Source organism: Sphingopyxis sp. NJF-3, assembly GCF_053514865.1.
This window is the reverse complement of the sequence record NZ_CM130726.1, coordinates 3275815-3297207: the sequence shown is the minus strand read 5'-3', so window position 1 is coordinate 3297207 and position 21393 is coordinate 3275815. Positions and strand designations below refer to the sequence as shown.

General features: G+C 66.6%; 16 protein-coding genes and 1 tRNA gene. 7 read left to right on the top strand and 10 right to left on the bottom strand.

Features of this window, described 5'->3' with window-relative positions; all coding sequences use genetic code 11:
• Window positions 1–154 precede the first annotated feature (154 nt).
• Together ACOTSS_RS16020 and ACOTSS_RS16015 are read right to left on the bottom strand one after the other, a co-directional pair.
• Window positions 155–808, bottom strand: coding sequence for a LolA family protein (locus tag ACOTSS_RS16020; protein WP_448688987.1), 654 nt, complete (start codon window positions 806–808; stop codon window positions 155–157).
• Between the two features lie 206 nt (window positions 809–1014).
• Window positions 1015–3333, bottom strand: a complete 2319-nt coding sequence (locus tag ACOTSS_RS16015; RefSeq protein ID WP_448688986.1) for a DNA translocase FtsK 4TM domain-containing protein — start codon at window positions 3331–3333, stop codon at window positions 1015–1017.
• 122 nt (window positions 3334–3455) lie between these two features.
• Here ACOTSS_RS16015 and ACOTSS_RS16010 point away from each other — a divergent pair, with 122 nt between their 5' ends.
• Together ACOTSS_RS16010 and ACOTSS_RS16005 are read left to right on the top strand one after the other, a co-directional pair.
• A complete protein-coding gene (locus tag ACOTSS_RS16010; RefSeq protein WP_448688985.1) occupies window positions 3456–4685 on the top strand; it encodes an FAD-dependent monooxygenase in 1230 nt (409 codons plus the stop codon).
• A gap of 94 nt (window positions 4686–4779) precedes the next feature.
• Complete coding sequence (locus ACOTSS_RS16005; protein ID WP_448688984.1) at window positions 4780–5448, top strand: sigma factor; 669 nt, start codon at window positions 4780–4782, stop codon at window positions 5446–5448.
• Between the two features lie 5 nt (window positions 5449–5453).
• On the opposite strand, the gene ACOTSS_RS16000 is transcribed toward ACOTSS_RS16005, so the two are convergent.
• On the bottom strand, window positions 5454–6104 hold the full coding sequence (locus ACOTSS_RS16000; RefSeq protein WP_448688983.1) for an LON peptidase substrate-binding domain-containing protein: 651 nt from the start codon (window positions 6102–6104) through the stop codon (window positions 5454–5456).
• 5 nt (window positions 6105–6109) lie between these two features.
• Window positions 6110–7021: a tetratricopeptide repeat protein gene (locus ACOTSS_RS15995; RefSeq protein ID WP_448688982.1), complete on the bottom strand. Its 912-nt coding sequence runs from the start codon at window positions 7019–7021 to the stop codon at window positions 6110–6112.
• Window positions 7022–7196: 175 nt separating this feature from the next.
• On the opposite strand from ACOTSS_RS15995, the gene ACOTSS_RS15990 reads away from it, so the two are divergent.
• Window positions 7197–7271: transfer RNA gene (locus ACOTSS_RS15990), tRNA-Gly, on the top strand.
• A gap of 195 nt (window positions 7272–7466) precedes the next feature.
• Here ACOTSS_RS15990 and ACOTSS_RS15985 read toward each other — a convergent pair.
• The 6 genes from ACOTSS_RS15985 to ACOTSS_RS15960 form a co-directional block, all read right to left on the bottom strand.
• A complete protein-coding gene (locus ACOTSS_RS15985; RefSeq protein WP_003046522.1) occupies window positions 7467–8063 on the bottom strand; it encodes a cation transporter in 597 nt (198 codons plus the stop codon).
• A 117-nt stretch (window positions 8064–8180) separates the two neighbouring features.
• A complete protein-coding gene (locus ACOTSS_RS15980) occupies window positions 8181–11342 on the bottom strand; it encodes an efflux RND transporter permease subunit (protein WP_037553392.1) in 3162 nt (1053 codons plus the stop codon).
• 17 nt (window positions 11343–11359) lie between these two features.
• Window positions 11360–12622: an efflux RND transporter periplasmic adaptor subunit gene (locus ACOTSS_RS15975; protein WP_003046516.1), complete on the bottom strand. Its 1263-nt coding sequence runs from the start codon at window positions 12620–12622 to the stop codon at window positions 11360–11362.
• A complete protein-coding gene (locus ACOTSS_RS15970) occupies window positions 12619–13854 on the bottom strand; it encodes a TolC family protein (RefSeq protein WP_003046513.1) in 1236 nt (411 codons plus the stop codon). The genes ACOTSS_RS15975 and ACOTSS_RS15970 overlap by 4 nt, the downstream gene beginning before the upstream one ends.
• A 65-nt stretch (window positions 13855–13919) precedes the next feature.
• The gene (locus ACOTSS_RS15965) at window positions 13920–14258 is read right to left on the bottom strand and encodes a hypothetical protein (RefSeq protein ID WP_003046510.1); all 339 of its coding nucleotides are present in this window, start codon (window positions 14256–14258) and stop codon (window positions 13920–13922) included.
• Window positions 14259–14307: 49 nt separating this feature from the next.
• Entirely contained in the window at window positions 14308–14682 is a 375-nt protein-coding gene (locus tag ACOTSS_RS15960) for a DUF3703 domain-containing protein (protein ID WP_037553271.1), read from the bottom strand.
• 446 nt (window positions 14683–15128) lie between these two features.
• On the opposite strand from ACOTSS_RS15960, the gene ACOTSS_RS15955 reads away from it, so the two are divergent.
• The 4 genes from ACOTSS_RS15955 to ACOTSS_RS15940 all read left to right on the top strand — a co-directional run bounded on the left by ACOTSS_RS15955 (window position 15129) and on the right by ACOTSS_RS15940 (window position 21389).
• Complete coding sequence (locus tag ACOTSS_RS15955) at window positions 15129–15491, top strand: hypothetical protein (protein WP_003046504.1); 363 nt, start codon at window positions 15129–15131, stop codon at window positions 15489–15491.
• Window positions 15492–15586: 95 nt separating this feature from the next.
• Complete coding sequence (locus ACOTSS_RS15950) at window positions 15587–16864, top strand: TolC family protein (protein ID WP_448688981.1); 1278 nt, start codon at window positions 15587–15589, stop codon at window positions 16862–16864.
• Window positions 16865–16973: 109 nt separating this feature from the next.
• Window positions 16974–18143, top strand: a complete 1170-nt coding sequence (locus ACOTSS_RS15945; RefSeq protein ID WP_003046498.1) for an efflux RND transporter periplasmic adaptor subunit — start codon at window positions 16974–16976, stop codon at window positions 18141–18143.
• Window positions 18144–18146: 3 nt separating this feature from the next.
• On the top strand, window positions 18147–21389 hold the full coding sequence (locus tag ACOTSS_RS15940; RefSeq protein ID WP_003046495.1) for an efflux RND transporter permease subunit: 3243 nt from the start codon (window positions 18147–18149) through the stop codon (window positions 21387–21389).
• Window positions 21390–21393: the final 4 nt, after the last annotated feature.

Below are 21393 nucleotides of genomic sequence, written 5' to 3'. Positions count from 1 at the left end.
TCAAATAGCCGCCTTTCCCTGTCGCCAAGCTGAACGAGAGCGGGTCATCGGGGGATGGACGGCCGTTCGTCGGCTTCAGAATGCCATTCGTCGAACGCCGGCCGCTCCCCTGGGGGAGGGCCGGCGCCGGCGCGACGATCGCGAAAGGGACGGATCAGCGTCCGCGCTTCTTCGGCCGCGGGTCGGTCCAGCGGAAGGCCGAATCGGCGACCGCGACGTTGAATTTCTGGTTGCTGAGGTCGATGCGGGTGCGGTTGTTCTGCGAATCGAGCGCGACCCAGCCGCGCAGGCGCAGCCCGCCTGGCGCGCCGCCGTCGCGCATGAACACCATGGTGATCGTGCCATATTCGGGGCGCTTCGGGTCCTTGACCTCGACGCTGATCACGCCGTCGTTGCCGGTCGGCAGGACCTTCGCATATCGGCTGAGGTCGCGGTCGGGGTCGAGCAGCGCGCCGAGCGGCGAATTCTTCACCGGCCAGCTCTGCACCTGCTTGACCTCATAGTCGATCATGGTCAGCCGGCTGCCATCGCCGACGATCAGCAGCGGCACGCCCTTCTGATACTGGAAGCGGATTTTGCCCGGGCGCTTCAGCGTCAGCTGGCCGGTCAGCCGCTGGCCGTTGCGGTCGGTCTGGACGAAATCGGCGGTCATCGAGCTGGTGTTCTTGAGGTGCGCCTGCACCGCCGACAGCGCGCCCGACGCCTGCGCGATGGCGGGCGCGGTGAAAACGAGCCCCGCGGCGGCCGCGGGCGCGAGCGTCCAGGCGGCGATGCGGGTCAGGGTCCGGCGGGATGGGATGGGGATCATTTTGCTCTCATCTCTGGTCATGGTTGTTCGGCCTCTCGCATTCGGGCTTTGAATAGGCGCTGAACTGTCCTTTCATCTCTCCGTCATCCCGGCGAAGGCCGGGATCTCGCCGTGGCGCCATGCTGCGAGACAGAGATCCCGGCCTTCGCCGGGATGACGATGAAAAGAAGGAAATGCTCTGAAGTCGCGGGCCTTGCAAAAATTCCTCAGCGCGGCTGGCCATATTGGTCGGTCAGCACGTCGCGGCGGCCGACATGGTTGGGCGGGCTGACGAGGCCCTCTTCCTCCATCCGCTCGATCAGCCGCGCGGCGCTGTTGTAGCCGATGCGCAGTTGTCGCTGGAGCCAACTCGTCGACGCCTTCTGGCTGTCGACGACGATCTGGCACGCCTTCGCATACATGCGGTCCTCGGCGCTGTCGCCGCCGGCGGGGGCGCCTTCCATCGCGAAACCGCCGTCCTCGGGATCCTCGGTGACGCTCTCGACATAGTCGGGCGCGCCCTGGCCGCGCCAATGGTCGGCGACCGCGCGCACCTCGTCGTCGGAAACGAAGGGGCCGTGGATGCGGGTGATCTGCTTGCCGCCGGGGACATAGAGCATGTCGCCCTTGCCGAGCAGCTGCTCGGCGCCCGCTTCGCCGAGGATCGTGCGGCTGTCGATCTTCGAGGTGACGTTGAAGCTGATCCGCGTCGGCAGGTTCGCCTTGATGACGCCGGTGATGACGTCGACCGACGGGCGCTGGGTCGCGAGGATCAGGTGGATGCCCGCGGCGCGCGCCTTCTGCGCGAGGCGCTGGATCAGGAATTCGACCTCCTTGCCTGCGGTCATCATCAAATCCGCGAGCTCGTCGACGACGACGACGATCTGCGGCAGTGGCGCATAGTCGAGCGTCTCTTCCTCATAGACCGGCTGGCCGGTGTCGGGGTCGTAGCCGGTCTGGACCCGGCGCCCGAGCGACTTGCCCTTGGCGAGCGCGCCGCGCACCTTGTCGTTGTAGCCCGCGAGGTTGCGAACCGACAGCGACGACATCATCCGGTAGCGGTCCTCCATCTGCTCGACCGCCCATTTGAGCGCCCGGATCGCCTTCTTGGGTTCGGTGACCACGGGGGCGAGCAGGTGCGGGATGCCGTCATAGACGCTGAGCTCCAGCATCTTGGGGTCGATCATGATCATCTTCACCTGGTCGGGGCCGAGGCGGTAGAGGAGCGAGAGGATCATCGCGTTCAAACCGACCGACTTGCCCGACCCGGTCGTGCCCGCGATCAACAGGTGCGGCATCGGCGCCAGGTCGGCGATGACGGGATCGCCGCTGATATTCTTGCCGAGGATGATCGGGAGCGCGCCCGTCTGGTCCTGGAACAGCGCGCTGCCGATCATTTCCTGCAGCACCACCGCCTCGCGGTGCGCGTTGGGCAGTTCGATGCCGATGACGGTGCGCCCGGGGATCGGCGCGATGCGCGCCGACAGCGCCGACATGTTGCGCGCGATGTCGTCGGCCAGGTTCGACACGCGGCTCGCCTTCGTCCCCGGCGCGGGTTCGAGTTCGTACATGGTGACGACCGGGCCGGGGCGCACCGCGGTGATCACGCCCTTGACCTGGAAATCCTCGAGCACCGATTCGAGCAATCGGGCGTTGCGTTCGAGCCCCGCCTTGTCGATCTGCCCCGACGGGCCCTCGGGGGGGGCGGCGAGCAGGTCGATCGACGGGAGCTGATAATGGGTGAAAAGCTCGGTCTGGGGCTTCGCCTTGGGCTTCGAGGGCAGCGAGCGCTGGACGGGTTCGGCGATCTCGGGCGGCGCGCGGTCGCTCGGCTCGGCGCGCGGGCGCGGGCGGACGACGCGTTCCATCAGGTTCGGCGCGCGCTCGGCGGTCGCCGCGGCCGCGGCGCCGGCGGGAACGGCGACGCGGCTGCCTTCGGCGGCGGGAAGGCGGAAGCGGCTCGCCCATCCCTTTTCGAGCCGCAGCGCGCGCGCCGCGAGCCACAGCCCGGCGGTGACGAGCAGCAGGATCGCCGCGATGCGGATCAGCGCCGCGGCGGGCTCGCCCGCGCGGCCGAACAGCGGCGCGACGGCATTCCCGAGCACCAGCGGCACGATGCCGCCCCAGCCCGCGGGCAGCGGCGCGTCGCTGTCGGGCGCCCAGAGCTGGGCGCCGAGCCCGACGAGCGAAATGGCGACGAGCATGAAGATGAGCTGGCGCTTCCAATAGGGCTGCGGCGTCGCCGCCCACAGCCGCCATGCCATCACCCCGAGCAGCGGCAGCAGCAGCACGACGGGAATGCCGCCGATGAACAGCAGCAGATCGGCGAACCACGCGCCCGCGCTGCCCATCCAGTTCGACGGATTGCCGCCCGCCGCGGTGTGGATCGCGGCGTCGGTGCCGTCGTGGGTGATCAGCGCGAGGGTCAGGAACAAGGTGAACAGGCCGAGCGCCACCGCCGCGCCGATCACCAGCGAGCGGGCGATGCTGGCCCGGAAAACGGTGCGCCAATCGGCCTTTGCGGTCGCGGCCTTGCGGCTTGCCATGCGAAATCGGTCCCCAATGCAGTCAATCCCGGGGATATGCGCATGCGCCGGACTCGCCGTCAAGCGCAGCCCCGCCGCCTCCCCGCTTCCCAAGGGCGTCCTGGCGGGCTAGGGCGGCATTCATGACCGAAACGCTGCGCAGCGATGTCCTGATCTCGGGCGGCGGCCTCGTCGGCCAGGCGCTGGCCCTCGCCCTCGCGCACCACGGCCTTTCGTCGCAGATCGTCGATCCCGCCGACCCGGTCGCGACGATCGCCCCCGGCTTCGACGGCCGCGCCTCGGCGATCGCCAGCGCGACGTGGCAGATGTTCGAGGTGCTGGGCCTCGCCGACCGGCTCGCGGGCCATGGCTGCGCGATCCGCGCAATCAAGGTCAGCGACGGCGGGCAGGCGGGCGAACTCGACTTCGTCACGCGCGACGACGATCCGGCGCTCGGCACGATGATCGAGAACCGCCAGCTCCGCCTCGCGCTCGCCGCCGCGCTCGCCGATGCGCCGCTGGTGCGGCTGCACATGCCGGCGAAGGTTGCCGCGCGCGCGGTCGACGCCCATGGCGTCACGCTGACGCTCGCGGACGGCGCGCGGCTCGCCGCGCCGCTGCTGATCGTCGCCGAGGGGCGCCGCTCGCCGACCCGCGACGCCGCCGGGTTCAGCATCGCGAGCTGGTCCTACCATCATCACGCGATGATCGGCGCGGTCGCGCACACGCGGCCCCACGACCAGGTCGCGCACGAGATTTTCTTCCCCTCGGGACCCTTTGCGCTGCTGCCGCTCGTCGACGATGCCGAGGGGCGGCACCGCTCGGCCTTCGTCTGGACGGTGTCTGAAAAAGACGGGCCGGGCTTCGCCAAACTGGGCGATCGCGGTTTCACCGCCGAGCTCGAAAAGCGCGCCGGCGGCTTGCTCGGTGCGATGGAGCTCGTCGCGCCGCGGATGACCTACCCGCTCGGCTTTCATCACAGCGCGCAGATTGTCGCCGATCGCATCGCGCTCGTCGGCGACGCCGCGCACGGCATCCATCCGATCGCGGGGCAGGGGCTCAACCTCGGCCTGCGCGACGTTGCGGCGCTTGCCGAGGTGCTGGTCGACGGCGCGCGGCTCGGGCTCGACCTCGGCGATGCGGCATTGCTCGCGCGCTACCAGCGCTGGCGCGGGCTCGACAATCTGATGGTCAGCCTCGCAACCGACGGCCTCACCCGCCTGTTCGGCATTCCCGGCCGCACCGCCTCGGCCGTTCGCCGCGCGGGGCTCGGCGCGGTGCAGCGCCTGCCGACGCTCAAGCGTTTCTTCATGGACGAGGCGCGCGGCGAATCGGGCGATCTGCCCCGGCTGCTCGCGGGGGCGGAGATATAGGTATTACTACCTAGCCTCTCGTCCCGCCGCCGCTAACCATGTCCCAATATCCCCGTCCATGCGGCGTGCTGCCGTGTCAGGGAGGGGATGGATCATGTCCGACAGGAGCGATGCGCTCGAAGGCGCGTTGACCGACTGGATCGCAGCGCGCGGCGCGCTCCACCGTGATAGCGGAACGCGCGCCCGCGTCCGCGCCGACCGTGCGTTCGCGCGGCTCGCCGCCCTGCTCGCGCCGCGCGTCCGCTATTTTACCCGGCGCTATGGCCTCGCCGACGCCGCGGAGGATGCCGAGCAGGCCTGCGCGATCGCGATCTACCGCGCCGCCGAGCGCTACGACCCCGTCCGCGCGCGCTTCACCACCCATGTGAGCTGGCAGATTCGCGCCGAGCTGCAGGCGCTGCGCCAGCGGTTGCGCGGCAGCGGCCCGCGCGCCGCGATGCTGTCGCTCGACGCCTTCTCCGCGGCGGACGCGGACGCGTGGCTGGCCGACGCGAACGCAGAGCTTGCGGCCGAGGCCGCAGCTTCGAACCGCCTCGCGCATCGCTGCGCCGACCGGCTCATTGGCGACTGGGTCGCGCGCCGCCGTGCGTTTTTGATGCGCCATCGCGCGGGGCTGCCGGTCGATGCGCGGGTCTCGGCCGAGGCGGCGCTCGTCCGCCGCCAGCTTCTCGGCACCGATAGCGCGGCGCAGCGCCTCAACGAAAGCGAGCGTCATATCGTCCGCCGCGCGCTCGCCGACATCGCGCAGCGCGCCGCGGCGTAAGGGCGTTATTGGAGCGTTGCGCGACCGTCGTCGCCGTCGAAACGGCCGAAGAACTGCATCATCTGGACGACCAGCTCGGCGCGCGCGTCGATCGGGGTCGCTTCGAGCAGCGCCTGTTTCGCCGCCGCATCGAAGGGGGCGACCTGCGCGATGCCGTTGACCAGCGTCGCATCGTCGAGCTGGCCGACCGAATCCCAATCGACGACATAGCCCTGCCGCGCCGCAAAGCGTTTCGCCTCGCGTTCGAGGCTCGCGCGCTCGATGCTCGATAGCACCGCATCCTCTTCTGCCTCGGTTTCGATCTCGGCCTCGACTTGGCGAAAGGGCGTAGTGACGTCGAGCTCGCGGCGCACGCGGAAACGCGCGACGCCTTCGAGGACCAGGTTGAAGCGCCCCTCATCGAGTGCTTCGACGTCGACGATCCGCCCGACGCAGCCGACGTCATAGAGCGCGGGCGGCTCGCGGGTCTCCTCGCCCGCGATCTGCCGCGGCTGGATCATCCCGATCTGGCGGTCGCGCGCCAGCACCTCCTGCACCATCGCCTTGTAGCGCGGCTCGAAGATGTGGAGCGGCAGATGCAGCCCCGGAAACAGCACCGCACCGGGCAGCGGAAAGATCGCGATCCGCTGGATGGTCAGGGGCGCGGCTTCGGTCATCGGGTTCAGCCGAACAGGATCAGCGACAGGCGGCGGCGCTGCGCCGCGACCCACGGATCCTCGAGCCCGACCGCCTCGAACAGTTCGAGCAGCTTGGCGCGCGCGGCGCCCTCGTGCCATTCGCGGTCGGCTTCGACGATGCGGAGCAGATTGTCGGTGGCGGCGTCGCGCTGTCCCGCGCCGATCTCTGCCACGGCGAGGTCGAAGCGCGCCTGATGGTTGTCGCCGTCCGCCGCGACCGCGGCTTCGAGCGCCGCGAGCTCGCCGGCATCGGGGGCATCGGCGGCAAGCGCCACCGCGCTCTTCGCCTGCGCGATCGCGGGGTCGCCCGCGATCGCCTCGGGCACCGCGTCCAACGCCGCCTGCGCCGCATCGGCCTCGCCCGCCGCGAGCAGCGCGCGGATCAGCCCGCCGTGCGCATGGGGCTCGTCGGGCGCCATGTCGAGGATCTGGGTGAAGATGCTCGCGGCGCGCGGCGCATCGCCCTCGGCGAGCACGCTCTCGCCCATCTCGATCAGCGGCGCGATCTCGACCGCGCGGGCGCTCGCCTCGCTCTCGATCGGCAATTGCGCGAGAAGCTGGTCGAGGATGGCCTTCAACTGGCTTTCGGTCCGGGCGTTGGTCAGGTTGGCGACCGGCTGCCCCTGGAAGATCGCATAGATGGTCGGGATCGACTGGACCTGGAACTGGCCCGCGATGAAGCGATTCGCGTCGACGTCGACCTTGGCGAGCACGACGCCCTTGTCGGCATAGTCGGCGGCGACCTTTTCGAGGACCGGCGCGAGCTGCTTGCACGGCCCGCACCATTCGGCCCAGAAATCGAGGATGACGAGTTTCGTCATCGACGGCTCGACGACCTCGCTGCGAAAGGCTTCGACCGCTTCCTTTTCCTGCGGGTTCAGACCCAGAGTGGCCACGATGTGATTGCTCCCTTGCTGTGCGCTTCGCCCGCTTATGTGGGAATTGCGCCGCCAATGCCAACCCTTCGCGCCTCGCGGGCGGGAAAAGCGCAAACAGGGCTTGCCGACTCCAAAAGCCGGTGCTAATCGCCCGCCTCACCCGCTGGCACCCACCCGGTCGCCAGCCGCCAGAGCGGGCGTAGCTCAGGGGTAGAGCACAACCTTGCCAAGGTTGGGGTCGAGGGTTCGAATCCCTTCGCCCGCTCCAGTTTTCCTAACAATTTCAGACACTTACGCCGAATGGCGGCGTAATACGCGTCGTTACGTGGGCTCGATTTTTGCCTCGCGTAATAAGGACGTAATATGATGGGAGCGAGCTGTCGGGTGCCTCTAGGGCAGGATCGGCGACGTTGTTCGCAGAGGTCCGAACATTCTTCCGCCGATCCGACACGCCTCACATGCTCTAATCTTTCTGCTGTTTGGCCTCTTGGCGGGCGTCGCGAAGGATTTCGATGCCGCCCTTGATCGCGATCAGCGCAGTCGCAAATCCAACCAGAAGGTCCGGCCAGTTCGTACCGAGCCACCAGACGAGGACACCCGCGATCAGGATGCCGCCGTTCGAGATGAAGTCGTTGTAGCTGAAGGTTGTCGCGGCTCTGAGGTTGACGTCCGGATCCTGAATGCGCTGCAAGAGCTTCAGACAAGCATAGTTCACCACCGCAGCGACGGCCGACATGATCATCATTGTCGGACCGATCGGTTCGCTGCCTTCGAAATAGCGCCGTCCTACATCGAACAGGACGCCGGCCGCGAAGACCAGCAGCATGACACCCGATGCCGTGGCAGCACGGGTTTTCCATTTCAGGCCGTGGCTGAGCGCAACGAGGCTCAAGGCATAGACCGCGGCGTCGGACAGATTGTCGAGCCCATTGGCGATGAGCGCGCTCGAATCGCCGAGCCCGCCGGTTACGAGGAAGGCGATCGCGATAGCCGAGTTCAGGACGAGAACGATCTGGAGCGTTCGCTTTTCGCGTTCGCTCCCGGATGCTTTTTCATTCATTGCAAGCTCCTCAATCCTCACCATCCCTAAAAGGAGGCGGAACCCGCTTGGGTTCCGCCCCAGTCAGCACTCTCGGTTGCCGCCGACAGGGGGGAATGGCGGCCATCCGGGAGTGTCTCAGCCTTCGGGGCTGGGGACGCTGCTCGGGCGCGCCAGCTCTTCCTCTTCGGCCTTCGCGGTCCGTCGATGGACCAGGAGGTACAGGGCCGGCAGCACGAGCAAAGTCAGGATCGTCGACGAGATGATCCCGCCGATGACGACAGTTGCCAGCGGCCGCTGCACCTCGGACCCAGCCCCGACATTGAGCGCCATCGGTACGAACCCGAGCGACGCCACCAGCGCCGTCATCATCACCGGTCTGAGGCGGGTCAGCGCGCCTTCGCGGATCGCCTCGACGAGCGCTTTTCCGCGTTCGCGCAGATCCTTGATGAAGGATAGCATCACCACGCCGTTCAGCACCGCGACCCCGGACAAAGCGATGAAGCCGACGCCCGCCGAGATCGATAACGGAATGTCGCGCAGCGCCAGCGCCGCGACCCCGCCCGTCAGCGCCAGAGGCACGCCCGAGAAGACGATCGCAGCATCGCGCACCGTGCCGAACAGCATGAACAGCAGCCCGAAGATCAGCAGCAGCACCAGCGGCACGACGATCTGGAGGCGCTCGGTCGCGGACTGAAGCTGCTCGAATGTGCCGCCATATTCGATGTAGTAACCATCGGGCAGCACGACCTCAGCTTCGACCTTTTGCGTGAGCTCGTCGATGAACGAGCCCAGATCGCGCCCACGAACATTCGCCGTGATCACCGCGCGGCGCTTGCCATTTTCGCGGCTGATCTGGTTCGGCCCCGCCGCGAGCGATATCTCCGCCAGCTCCGAAAGCGGCACGAAGCCGCCGGCCGGAAGTGCAACGGGGAGATTGCCGAGCGACGCGAGATCGGTGCGAATGGCCTCGGGAAGCCGGACGATGACGTCGAAGCGGCGGTCACCCTCGAAAAGCTCGCCGGCCTGACGGCCGCCGGTCGCTGTCGAAACCGCATCCTGCACCGTTTCCATGCTGACACCGTAGCGCGCGAGCTTGTCGCGATCGGGCGTGACCGAGAGCATCGGCAGGCCGGTGACCTGTTCGAGCTTCACGTCCTGCGCGCCCGCAATCCCGCCCGCGACTTCCTCGATCGCCTGCCCCGATTCGAGCAATTGATCGAGGTCGTCGCCGAACAACTTGATCGCCACGTCGGCGCGAACGCCGGCGATCAGCTCGTTCATGCGCATCTTCACCGGCTGGGTGAACTCATAATTGTTCCCTGGCACCTCGTTCGCCGCCTTGTTGAGTTCGGCAACGAGCTGGTCGCGCGTCTTTCTCGGATTGGGCCATTCCTTCCGGTCCTTGAGCATGATGAAATTATCGGCGACCGACGGGGGCATCGGATCGGTCGCTACCTCGGGAGTGCCGATCTTCGCGAACACCCGCTCGACTTCGGGGAACTGCCTGATCCTCTTCTCCAGCGCCTCCTGCATCGCGATCGACTGGGTGAGGCTCGTCCCCGGAATGCGCATCGCGTGCATCGCGATATCGCCTTCGTCGAGGTCCGGGATGAACTCGGACCCGAGACTGGTCGCCGCCACGCCGCTCAGCGCGACAAGCGCCAAAGCACCAGCCAGCGCAGCCTTCGGCCAATTGAGGACGCGGTCGAGCATCGGGCGGTAGCCCTTGCCGAGCCCGCGCATCAGCCAATTTTCCTTTTCTTCGACCTTGCCGGTCACGAACAGCGCCACCGCGGCCGGAACCAGGGTGAGCGACAGCAGCAGAGCGGCGGTAAGCGCGAGGACGACGGTGATCGCCATCGGATGGAAGGTTTTGCCCTCGACGCCCTCGAGCGCGAAGATCGGCAGATAGACTGCGGTGATGATAATAATGCCGAAGATGCTCGGCTTGATCACTTCTGCGCTTGCGGAAGCGACTAGGCCGAAGCGCTCGTCGCGGTCGAGCAGGCGTCCGAGCCTGTGCTGAGCCTCGCCGAGCCGGCGGAGGCAGTTCTCGACGATGATGACGGCCCCGTCGACGATGAGGCCGAAGTCGAGCGCCCCGAGGCTCATGAGGTTTGCCGATGTCCGCGTCTGGAGCATGCCCGTCAGCGTCATCAGCATCGCGACCGGAATGACCGCCGCCGTGATCAGCGCGGCCCGGAAATTGCCGAGCAGCAGGAACAGGATCACGATGACGAGCAGCGCGCCCTCGGCGAGATTCTTCTGCACCGTCGAAATCGTCCGCTCGACGAGCGCGGTGCGATCGTAGAGCGGCTTGGCAACGACACCCTTCGGCAACGCACGCGAGGCTTCGACGAGGCGTTCGGCCGAGGCCTGCGCCACCACGCGCGGATTCTCGCCGATCAGCATCGAGACCGTCGCGAGGACGACTTCCTTGCCATTTTCGGTTGCGGCGCCTGTGCGGAGCCCCGAGCCGATCGCGACATCGGCGACGTCGGCGATCCGGATCGGAACCCCGCCGCGGGTGGTGACGATGATCTGCGACAGGTCACGCTCATTATTGGCCTGACCCGGCACGCGGATCAGAATCTGTTCGCCGCTGCGCTCGACATAACCGGCCCCGCGGTTGGCATTATTGGCCTCGAGTGCGGTGACGACATCGTTGAGCGAGAGATTGAGCGAGGCGAGCGAGGCCGGGTTGGGTGTCACATGATATTGGCGGGCATAGCCGCCGATCGTGTTGATCTCGGCGACCCCCGGAATCGTGCGCATCTGCGGCCGGATGACCCAATCGGACATCGTCCGGAGGTCTTCCGCCGTATAAGGCGTGCCGTCGGGTTTTCGCGCGCCCGGTTCGGCCTCGATCGAGAACATGAAGATTTCGCCGAGGCCCGTCGAGATCGGGCCCATTTCGGGCTCCATCCCGGGCGGAAGCTGGCCGCGCGCGGCCTGGAGCCGCTCGTTGACCTGCTGGCGCGCGAAATAGATGTCGGTCCCGTCCTCGAAGACGACAGTGACCTGGCTCAGGCCATAGCGCGAGATCGACCTGGTATAGTTGAGGTTCGGGATGCCCGCGATCGCGGTCTCGATCGGATAGGTGATGCGCTGCTCGGACTCGAGCGGCGAATAGCCTTCCGCCTTGGTGTTGATCTGGACCTGGACGTTGGTGATGTCGGGAACGGCGTCGATGGGCAATTTGGTCGCGCTCCACGCGCCGATCGCGCAGAGGAGCGCGACCACCGCGAGGACGAGCCATCGTTGCCGGATCGAAAAGCCTATGGTTCTGGCTAGCATGTTATCCTGCTCCCCGATCAATGGTCGTGGCCCGCGCCGGACTTTTCGATGTCGGCGCGAACGAGGAAACTGCCCTTGGTGACATAGGCGGTGCCGGGCTTGATGCCCGACAGGACCTCGGTCCATTCGGGCGACGAACGGCCGAGCTTCAGCATCCGGACCTCATAGTCCTGCCCGAAATTGGCATAGACCACCTTGAAGTCGCGGAAGGGCTGGATCGCCTCGGTGCGCACGGCAAGCGGCACGGTGACGGGGTTGACCATCACGCGGCCGCGCAAGGCCATGCCAGGGCGGAGCGTTCCCGAGCGGTTCGGGATGGTCGCGCGGATGAGCGCAGTGCCCGCCTCGACATTGCCGTCGGGCAGGAACTGCCCGAGCGGCGCGGTCGCGATTTCGGCGCCGTCCTGCGTCTCCACCGTCACCCGCATGCCCGGACGTATGATCGCGAGGTCGCGGGGGAAGATGTTGAAGACGACCGTGGTCTGCGCCGGGTCGGTGACCACATAGAGTGCGCGCCCGTCGGTGACGTCGCCGGGGTTGGCGTTGCGCTCGGCGATCACGCCGCCGACCGTCGCATATACCGGATAGACCTGGAGGCTCTCGCTCGACTCGATGCGCGCGAGCAGTTCCCCACGGCGGACGCTGTCGCCCACCGCCTTGGTCACCGAGACGACGCGGCCGGGGAACTGGCCGCGAATTTCGGAGCGGGCGGTCGGCGACAGTTGGACGGTGCCGTAGAGTTCGCGCATTTCGCCCACCGTCGCCGGTCCGACGACCGCGGTTTCGATGCCTCCGGCCTTGGCGGCGTCAGCCCCGATCCGCGTGCGCCCTTCGGGGTTCGCATATTTCCAAACGTGCCGCTTGCCGCCCGTCACCGCGACAACCTCGACGTCGAAGCTGTGCGGTTCGGTGACGACACCTTGCCCTGCGAGGAATTTGCCCTGCGGGCGGAAGGTGAAGCGATCGACGTCGCCGCCAAGCCGCGTGAGGGTGATGGCGAGCTGGACATCCTTCGGGTCGACCGGTTTGCCGTCCCGCGTTGCGAAAACGCGGAATTGCGGCTCGGTGCCATTCTCGAAGATTATGACCTCGACCGCGAAATCGCCATTCTTGAGCAATTTGCCACCGTTCGGGCCTTTGGCATCTTCCTCGCCTTCGCCCTCAGCGTGGCTTTCGCCTTCTTCATGCTTGTCTTCGCCCTCGGCTCCGCCACCGCAGGCAGCGAGAGGCACAGCAAGGAACAGCGCCGCAGCCGCGGCGGGAAATGGAAACTTCTTCATGGAATATTCTCCGCAAGGGGAGCCGCATCGAAGCGGCCGGTCAGGCGATCGATCTCCGCGAGCAAATCGCGGTAGCGTGTCATGGCCTCGGCCCACTGACCCTGGATCTGGATGATGACGTCGGCGGCATCCTGTACGTCGGCGAACAGGAACCCGCCGCGGGCATAGCCTTCGCGCACCTGGCCGAGCGTCTTCACCGCCTTGGGATAGACGTCGTTCATGATGCCCTCGGCCCGGACGCGTGCGGCGTCGGCATCGGCGCGCAGCGACGCGAGGCGCCGCAGCCGCTCGAGCCGGCTCGCTTCGGATTGGAACTCGAGCTGCCGCCGTTCGGCCTGCGCCCGGGCGATATTGCCCTGGTTGCGGTCGAACCGTCCGAGCGGGATCGAGATGCCGCCAAGAACGGCGACATCATTGGTCTCGCGAAGAAAGCGCGTGCCGCCCGAGACCGTATAGTCTTGGTGCGCACGGCTCTGCTCGACGACGACCTGCGCGCGGGCCCGGTCGACGGCGGCGTCGAAGACCGCCGCGTCGGCTTCGGCGAGCGGCGGATCGCGCGGATCGGGTTTCTCGATCCCCTCGGCGATAACGAGGCTGTCAGGCGTGCCGCCCCAGAAGGAGGTGAGCAATGCGCGTGCGGACTGCCGCTTCGCCTGGGCTTCCTTCAGGGCCAGTTCGGCTTCGAGAATGCGGGCATCGGCGCGCGTCTCGACGAAGAGCGGATCCTTGTAGCCGCGCACGCGCCTGATCGCTTCGGTCCGCATCTCCTTTTCAAGTTTGACGCGATCCTCTGCGATCCAGACCATCTGCTCGGCGATCTGGACGTCGATATAGGCGCGCTGCACTTCCTGGGCGATGTCGAGCCGGACGAGCCGCCACTGCGCCTCGGCGAGAACGACACCGCGCTCGGCAAGCGCCATTCGCGCCTCGCGCTTGCCCCCGCGTTCGAGCGGCTGCGAATAGGTGACGGTGAGTTCCGATTGCCGGAACAGGCCATAGCCGCCCGTCCCGACGCCATTGTCCATGTCGACCGACACGGTCGGATTGGGACGGACGCGGGCTTGCAGCTGGTCGGCGCGCGCGGCGTCGACCCCCGCTTCGCCCGCTCTAAGCTCGGGCGATGCAGCGATGGCCCGCTCGACCGCCTGGTCGAGCGTTAGCGGCTGGGCCCAAACGGACCCCGCCAGCAGCGCAGCCCCGGCCAACAGGGCGGCGCGCATATGGATATGCATGAATGATCACTCCTGAACGATTCGACTGAGCGCAGGCCGAAAAGGGGCCGCGCGGCAGGCGGCGTTCAGGCGAGGGGAGGGTTCAGGGGCGGTGCGAGCGCGCGCGAAGCGAGGCGCGTCGCGGGCAACGCAAAGTGCAGGCCGCCGGAAAAACAGGACAGATCGTCATGACCCGAAAGGGCCTGATCGGATGCGACCGGGCAATTATGGTGACTGCCGTGGAGGTCGGCGTCCTGCTGACCTTTTTGCGTGTCCTTGTCCGACGCATGGCCCGGCTCGACATGGTGCGAAAGATGCGAATCCGTCGCATGGTGCGTCATGCCCGCCATCGCCGGCGCAGCATTGTGGAGCCCGCTGAGCAGCAGGATGAACACAAGCAACAGGCGAAGGGTAGCGCCGGACATGGTCGCGCCCCTAACAGCGAATGACCCGTTCCGGAAGTCCAAAACCGGATCAATCGGTTCGCGCAGCGCGGCTCTCCGTCGACCGGGCCGTTTCGATCAGCGCTTCGAGGGCCTGCGGCATCGGCATCGGCTCGAAGGCGCTCACCCGCGCGCGACCATTATTCCCTGCGGGGAGGCGGCCGGTCAGCGAACCGAGCGGGACGAGCAGGAACCGCATTGCCTGACCGGTAGCTTCACGGGCATCGCCGAGCTCGATCGCATAGCGAAACATGTGCCAGTGGGAGGCGAGATGCGCGCCCATATAGGGCTGGCTCAATATATGTTCCCATTCCAGCGCCTGCCACGCAGCGGCTTCATCTCCGATTCGGCGTGATTCGCAAAACAGGCGATATTGCTCGCGCAGCAGCGGCTCGATGACGGCCATGCTCACGGGATTTACTGTCGGCGGCACCATCCTCTTTCCCCCTTTTTTGTGCAGGGCAGGCTCTTGCACCCTGTAGTAGATACAGGGTCAAGCCCTGATGTTCCGGCAGGACGCTGTGCCGCTCTGCGTCCGATTTACCCCCTCGTCTCACGGGAAGCATATCGCTCGAATGTCGTCCCGAACAAAGGAGGCGGGAGCCAATAGCGAAGCGATAGAAATAAGAGTGAAAGACAATTGTAGAATTATTGTGCTTAACGCGTGATTGTTCGGCCGATATCCTGTTTCTTGAGGCGCATCTGCAACTATAGAGGGGCAAGGTGCACTGCTCTCTTACCTCCATGAGATAAAATTACGGAGCCGGTTCGGGGGTTCGAAGAGTGCCGCCGAAGTTGATTGAAAATCTTCTACTTTTCACCGCGCCGTTTCGATGCTAGGGGCCGGTTTCAATGCGACGGGTGATCCTCTTCCTCCTGACCCTTCTCCTTGCATCCGGAACGGTTGCGGGGTCGCTCGCACATGCGACCGAGGATCGGGCCGAGGCGAGCCTTTTCGTTGCTGTGATCGAAGCCGGCTGCGTTCCCGCACCGGCGATCGAAGGCGCCGAAGTCGACAAGAAAAAATCCTCTCCCGGCGAAAAGCAGCAGGTGCCTGCCGCCGCTCATGGCTGCCACGGTCACCATTCGGGCGTCCCGGCGGAATCGCTGTCGGCAGCGACCGAAACGCCTGCCCCTGAAGCGCATACGCGCATCCTGACGGCCGCCTTGCCGCCCGTCGCCTATATCGGGACGTTCCGCCCTCCAATCGCCTGACGCTCTAGGTCTGCGCGTGCCCTTCGCGTGCGCTTCTCCCTGGAAACGTCAGGAGTCTCCTTTTCATGAAATCCATAGTTGTCGCCGCGAGTCTCGTGGCGCTCGTTGCAGGCTCAAATTCCGCGCCCGCCGCTGCCCAGTCGGCAGCGACGGAGCTGGTGGGACCGCCTTCTTCCGCAGGCGAGGCCGTGCGTACCGGCCCGCTTCCCGCTCGATTGTCCCTCGCGCAGGCGATGGAGGAAGCCGACGCGCGCTCGCCGCGCGTGGTTGCCGCCGAAGCCGAAGTGGAGGCCGCTCGCGGTCGCCAGCGTCAGGCGGGCTATCGCTACAATCCGACGCTCAATGTCGATGTCGAGAATTTCGCAGGCACCGGCCCCTACTCGGGCCTGAACGGTCTCGAAACGACCGTGTCGGTCAATCAGCGTCTCGATATCGGGGGCCGGCGCCGGTCGCGCATGACGCTCGCCGACGCCGAGTTTCTGGCCGCGAAGTACAAGTTGGAGATTGCACGCGCAGATCTTGCGCTCGATGTCCGCAACCAGTTCGCGACCGCTCTCGCGGCCCGCGATAGCCTCGCGCTCGCACGCGAAAATGAAGCGCGTGCCCGCGAACTCGTCCGCGTGGCACAGGCCATGGTCGATACCGGCAACGAGCCGCCGCTCCGTGCGTTCCGCGCCAATGCGGCTCTCGTTCAGGCCACCGCCGAGCTACGCACGGCCGAGGCCGAAGAAAGGACCGCCCGGCGTTCGCTCGCGGCGCTCCTTGGAAGCTCGGTCCCGCCTGCCGAGTTGATGGAAGGCGATATGTGGGTGGCACCGGAGACGGTGGACTCGCTCGCGACGCTCGACGTTCGCTTGGCAGAAACCGAGAAGCTGATTGCTGAAGCGCGGCTCCAGGGGCAGCGCGCCGATGGCCGGCTCGATCCGTCGGTCGGCTTCGGGGTGCGTCAGCTTCGCGACACCGGCGATCGCGCATTGATCGCCAATGTTTCCGTGCCGCTCCCCGTCTTCGACCGCAACCGCGGCAACATCTCGGCAGCCAAATCCGATGTCGCCGCCGCCATTGCGCGGCGCGAGAATGCAGTGGTCAATGCTCAGGCGGAGATCGCCAATGCGCAGGCCGAACTCGAAGCCGCAGAGGCCCGCCTCGCGGCGCTTGAGGGTAGCGGCATCGAGCAGGCGCGCGAAGGTGTCCGGCTCGCCGAACTCAGCTACCGCGCCGGCAAGTCCTCGCTCGTCGAATATATCGACGCGCAGCAGGCCTATGCGGCAACGCAGGCCGAACTGATCGCGGCGCGCCAGGCCCGGGCCGAAGCCCGCGCCATCCTATCGCGCCAGGCAGCCGCCGACGGCGATGCGGATCATCAGCCATGAGCGCGCCGAGCCTTCCAGTGGACGGAGGCGCCTTCGCCATCGTCCTTCCAAGTCAACAGGGGTGCGCCGCCGGTCGGCGCGCGAACCGCATCAACAGCGGAGATAGAATATGATCACCAAGGACAAGCGTCTCCTCGGCACTGTCGCGGGCGCCATGATACTCGCTGCCGTCACGGGCTTCGGCGTTGCACGCTGCACCGCCGACCCGGCCGCCGCGCCGGCTGCCGAAGGCGAAAAGGAAGCGGCGAGCGAAGCCCTTCCGAGCAGCCTCGCCATCACGCCCGAAGCGATCAAGGCCGCCGAGATCGGCGTCGAGACGATCGGCGCCGGCGGACTCGGTTCGGAAATCATCTCGCAAGCGACCGTTACCGCCGCGCCGAGCGGCGAGGCGATCGTCACCGCCCGCGCGGGCGGCGCGGTCACCCGTCTCTTCAAGCGGCTCGGCGATCCGGTCAGCGCCGGTGAGACGATCGCGATCGTGCAAAGCCGCGACGCCGCCCAGATTGCGGCCGAACGGATTGCCGCCGATGCGCGCTCGACGCTCGCGCAGAAAAATCTCCACCGCGAGAAGACCCTGTTCGACCAGAAGGTGTCGGCGCGCGTCGACTATGAGCAGGCGCAAGCCGAAGCCGCGGCCGCCGCGGCCGAAGCGCAGCGCGCGCGTGCCGCAGCGAGCGCCGCGCAGGTCACGCGCGATGGCAGCAGCGTCATCGTGGCAAGCCCGATCTCGGGACGGATCACGGCCGAGAACGCCAGCCTTGGCGCCTTCGTTCAGCCCGAAACCGAATTGTTCCGCGTTGCCGATCCCAGCAAGGTGCAGATCGAGGCCGCCGTCGGTCCGGCCGATGCCCAGCGGCTCTCGCCCGGAGACCGTGCGATCATCGAACTTCCCGACGGACGGACGATCGATGCCCGCGTGCGCGCCGTCACGCCCGGCCTGTCGGGCGACACGCGCTCGGCAACCGCCGTGCTCGACGTACCCGGGGCGCTCCAGCCGGGCTTGGCGGTCCGGGTGCGGCTGCTTCCGAGCCGCGGCGCCGAAACCGGTGGGCCGGCCCGTATCGTGATCGCGGACGAAGCCCTCCAGACGCTCGAAGGCCGCGACGTGGTGTTCGTCCGCACGAAGGACGGCTTCCGCGCGCAGCAGGTGACCGTCGGCCAGCGCAGCGCGGGCCGTGTCGAAATCCTCGCCGGGCTGAAGCCGGGCCAGATCGTCGCGACCAAGAACGCATTCCTGCTCAAGGCCGAACTCGGCAAGGGCGCGGGCGAGGAGGAATAAACCGTGATCGCGAAACTGATGGCGCTATCCGTCCGCGCGCGCTGGGCGGTACTCTTTCTCTTCCTCGTGATCGCGGGACTCGGCGTATGGCAGCTCACCAAGCTGCCGATCGACGCGGTTCCCGACATCACCAACAAGCAGGTGCAAATCAACACGATCGATCCGCGTCTCTCGCCGGTCGAAATCGAGAAGCTCGTAACCTATCCGATCGAAATCTCGCTCGCCGGCATTCCGGGGCTCGAGACGACACGCTCGATCTCGCGCAACGGCTTCAGCCAGGTGACGGCAATCTTCACCGATGAAACCGACCTCTATTTCGCGCGCCAGCAGGTGGGCGAACGGCTTCTCCAGGCGGGCGAGAATCTTCCCGACGGGGCCCAGCCGCAGATCGGTCCCGTCACGACGGGTCTCGGCGAGGTCGTCATGTACACCGTCGGCTACAAAAATCCCGACGGGAAGGGCGCCAAGAAGGTCGCGGGCCAACCAGGTTGGCAACCCGACGGCAGCTATCTGACCCCCGAGGGCGATATCCTCACCGACGAGATCGCCAAATCGGGCTATCTTCGCACGGTCCAGGACTGGATCGTCAGCCCGCAATTGAAGTCGGTCGGCGGCGTCGCCGGCGTCGACTCGATCGGCGGCTATGCCAAGACCTTCGTGGTCGAACCCGATCCGACCCGCCTCACCAGCTACGGCATTTCCTATAGCGAACTGGGCGAAGCCCTTGAACGCGCCAACCTCGCGGTCGGTGCCAACTACTATAACCGGGCAGGCGAGGCCTATCTCGTGCGCGTCGATGCACGCGTCCGCTCGGTCGACGAAATCCGCAACGCCGTCGTCGCGACGCGCGGCGGCGTGCCCGTGACGGTTGGACAGCTCGCCAATGTGAAGATCGGCGGCGACCTCAGAACCGGTGCGGGCAGCATGAACGGCAAGGAGGCGGTCATCGGGACCGTGCTCATGCTGATCGGGCAGAATAGCCGCACTGTTGCGGAGGATGTTTCGGCGAAGATCGCGCAGGTGTCGAAGACCCTGCCGCCCGGCGTCGAAGTGAAGGTGGTACTCGACCGCGCCAAGCTCGTGAACGCAACCGTCGGCACGGTTGAAAAGAACCTCACCGAAGGCGCGCTGCTCGTAGCGGCCGCGCTCTTCTTCCTGCTCGGCAACTGGCGCGCCGCGATCATCGCGGTGCTCGTCATTCCCTTCTCCTTCCTGATGATGGCGATGGGCATGAACGCCTTCCGGGTCCCCGGTAACCTGATGAGCCTCGGCGCGCTCGACTTCGGTCTGATCGTCGACGGGGCGGTGATCATCATCGAAAACTGCCTCGCCAGACTGGCGCACCGGCAGGAGCATGAAGGGAGATTGCTCAACCTTCGCGAACGTCTCGAGGAGACGATGCGCGCGAGCCAGGAGATGATCAAACCGACCGTCTTCGGCCAGGCGATCATCCTACTGGCCTTCGCGCCGTTGCTGATGTTTACGGGCGTCGAGGGGAAGACCTTCTCGCCGATGGCCATCACCATCATGCTCGCGCTCGTTGCGGCCTTCATTCTCGCGATCACCCTGGTTCCGGCGCTTGTCGCGCTGATGATTCGCGGCAAGGTTGCCGAGAAGGAAGTCTGGGCGATCCGCAAGTCGAAGGAGCGCTACCTGCCCTTGCTCGACAAGGCGCTCGCCAAGCCGTGGGCTTTCATCGCCGGCGGCTTTGCCTTCTTCGTCCTTGCGATCCCGGCGTTCGGACTGCTCGGCTCGGAATTCATTCCGCAGCTCGACGAGAAGAATATGGCGCTTGCCTCGACGCGCGTGCCTTCGGTGAGCCTCGAACAGTCTCTGGTCATGCAGCGCAACGTCGAGACGGCGATCTCGAGCCTGCCCGAAGTCGAGCTGATGTTTTCGAAGACGGGTACGGCCGAGGTGGCGACCGACCCGATGCCGCCGAACATCTCCGACGGTTTCGTGATCCTGAAACCCCAGGATCAGTGGCCGGCAGGTGTCGATTCGAAGGCCGATGTCGTCGAGCGTATCGAGAAAGCCGCTGGCGGCCAGCTCGGCCAGCTTTATGAAGTCAGCCAGCCGATCCAGCTTCGTTTCAACGAACTGATCGCGGGCGTTCGCGGCGACGTGGCCATCAAGCTCTACGGGGACGACCTCGACAAGATGTCGCTCGCGGCGAACGAGATGGTGCGCGTGCTCCAGGGCATACCGGGTGCGGGCAGCGTCAAGGCCGACCAAGTGGGCGGCGCTCCGACGCTCGACGTGAAGCTCGATCGCAATGCGATCGCGCGCTACGGTCTCTCGGTACAGGAGGTTGCCGATACGGTGTCGGCGGCGCTCGGCGGGCGGGAATCCGGCCTGCTCTATGAGGGCGACAGGCGCTTCGACATCACGGTTCGCGTCCCCGACGCGACCCGGGTCAATCTCGACGACATCCGCGCGCTGCCCGTGTTGCTGCCCTCCGAGGGCGGCAATCGCGGACAGATACCGCTCGCCCAGGTGGCGCAGATCCGGCTGACCGAAGGGCTCAACCAGATCAGCCGCGAAAATGGCAAGCGGCGCGTCGTCGTGCAGGTGAACCTCGAAGGCCGCGATGCGGGATCCTTCGTGGCCGAAGCGCAGGCGAAGATCGCCAATGTGAAGCTTCCGGCGGGCTATTACCTCGAATGGGGCGGGCAGTTCGAAAGTCTGCAGGCCGCATCGCAGCGGCTCTCGATCGTGGTGCCGCTCTGCTTCGCGGGCATCTTCATCCTGCTTTACATGGCGCTCGGCACGTTCGGGCGCGCGACCGCCGTGTTCCTCGCCGTGCCGCTTGGGCTCGCGGGCGGGGTGTTCACTCTCGCGCTTACGGGCATCAACTTCTCGGTGTCGGCGGCGGTGGGCTTCATCTGCCTTGCCGGCGTCGCGGTGCTCAACGGTCTCGTCGTCATGACGGCGATCCGCGAACGGCTCGAGAATGATGTCCCGCTCACGGAGGCAATCCGCGAGGGCATGACCGAGAAGATGCGTGCGGTGATCATGACCGGCTTCGTGCCCGCGATCGGCTTCGTGCCGATGGCGATCGCGACCGGCACGGGTGCCGAGGTGCAGAAGCCTCTCGCGACGACCGTCATCGGCGGTCTCATCGCGGCGACCATCCTGACGCTGCTCGTTCTCCCCGCGATCGCAAAAGTCGTCCTCGGGGCGAACTGGCAGCCGAAGTTCCTCAAGCGAAAAGCGGAGTCGGCGGTCCAGCCGGTCACGGAATAGGGAG

Bases quoted from the DNA above. Each gene is read 5' to 3' on its own strand.
- ACOTSS_RS15985 (WP_003046522.1), bottom strand. From the start codon at position 8,063: ATGAATGAAAAAGCATCCGGGAGCGAACGCGAAAAGCGAACGCTCCAG.
- ACOTSS_RS16015 (WP_448688986.1), bottom strand. From the start codon at position 3,333: ATGGCAAGCCGCAAGGCCGCGACCGCAAAGGCCGATTGGCGCACCGTT.
- ACOTSS_RS16020 (WP_448688987.1), bottom strand. From the start codon at position 808: ATGATCCCCATCCCATCCCGCCGGACCCTGACCCGCATCGCCGCCTGG.
- ACOTSS_RS15975 (WP_003046516.1), bottom strand. From the start codon at position 12,622: ATGAAGAAGTTTCCATTTCCCGCCGCGGCTGCGGCGCTGTTCCTTGCT.
- ACOTSS_RS15955 (WP_003046504.1), top strand. From the start codon at position 15,129: ATGCGACGGGTGATCCTCTTCCTCCTGACCCTTCTCCTTGCATCCGGA.
- ACOTSS_RS15965 (WP_003046510.1), bottom strand. From the start codon at position 14,258: ATGTCCGGCGCTACCCTTCGCCTGTTGCTTGTGTTCATCCTGCTGCTC.
- ACOTSS_RS15970 (WP_003046513.1), bottom strand. From the start codon at position 13,854: ATGCATATCCATATGCGCGCCGCCCTGTTGGCCGGGGCTGCGCTGCTG.
- ACOTSS_RS15960 (WP_037553271.1), bottom strand. From the start codon at position 14,682: ATGGCCGTCATCGAGCCGCTGCTGCGCGAGCAATATCGCCTGTTTTGC.
- ACOTSS_RS15945 (WP_003046498.1), top strand. From the start codon at position 16,974: ATGATCACCAAGGACAAGCGTCTCCTCGGCACTGTCGCGGGCGCCATG.
- ACOTSS_RS16010 (WP_448688985.1), top strand. From the start codon at position 3,456: ATGACCGAAACGCTGCGCAGCGATGTCCTGATCTCGGGCGGCGGCCTC.
- ACOTSS_RS16005 (WP_448688984.1), top strand. From the start codon at position 4,780: ATGTCCGACAGGAGCGATGCGCTCGAAGGCGCGTTGACCGACTGGATC.
- ACOTSS_RS16000 (WP_448688983.1), bottom strand. From the start codon at position 6,104: ATGACCGAAGCCGCGCCCCTGACCATCCAGCGGATCGCGATCTTTCCG.
- ACOTSS_RS15980 (WP_037553392.1), bottom strand. From the start codon at position 11,342: ATGCTAGCCAGAACCATAGGCTTTTCGATCCGGCAACGATGGCTCGTC.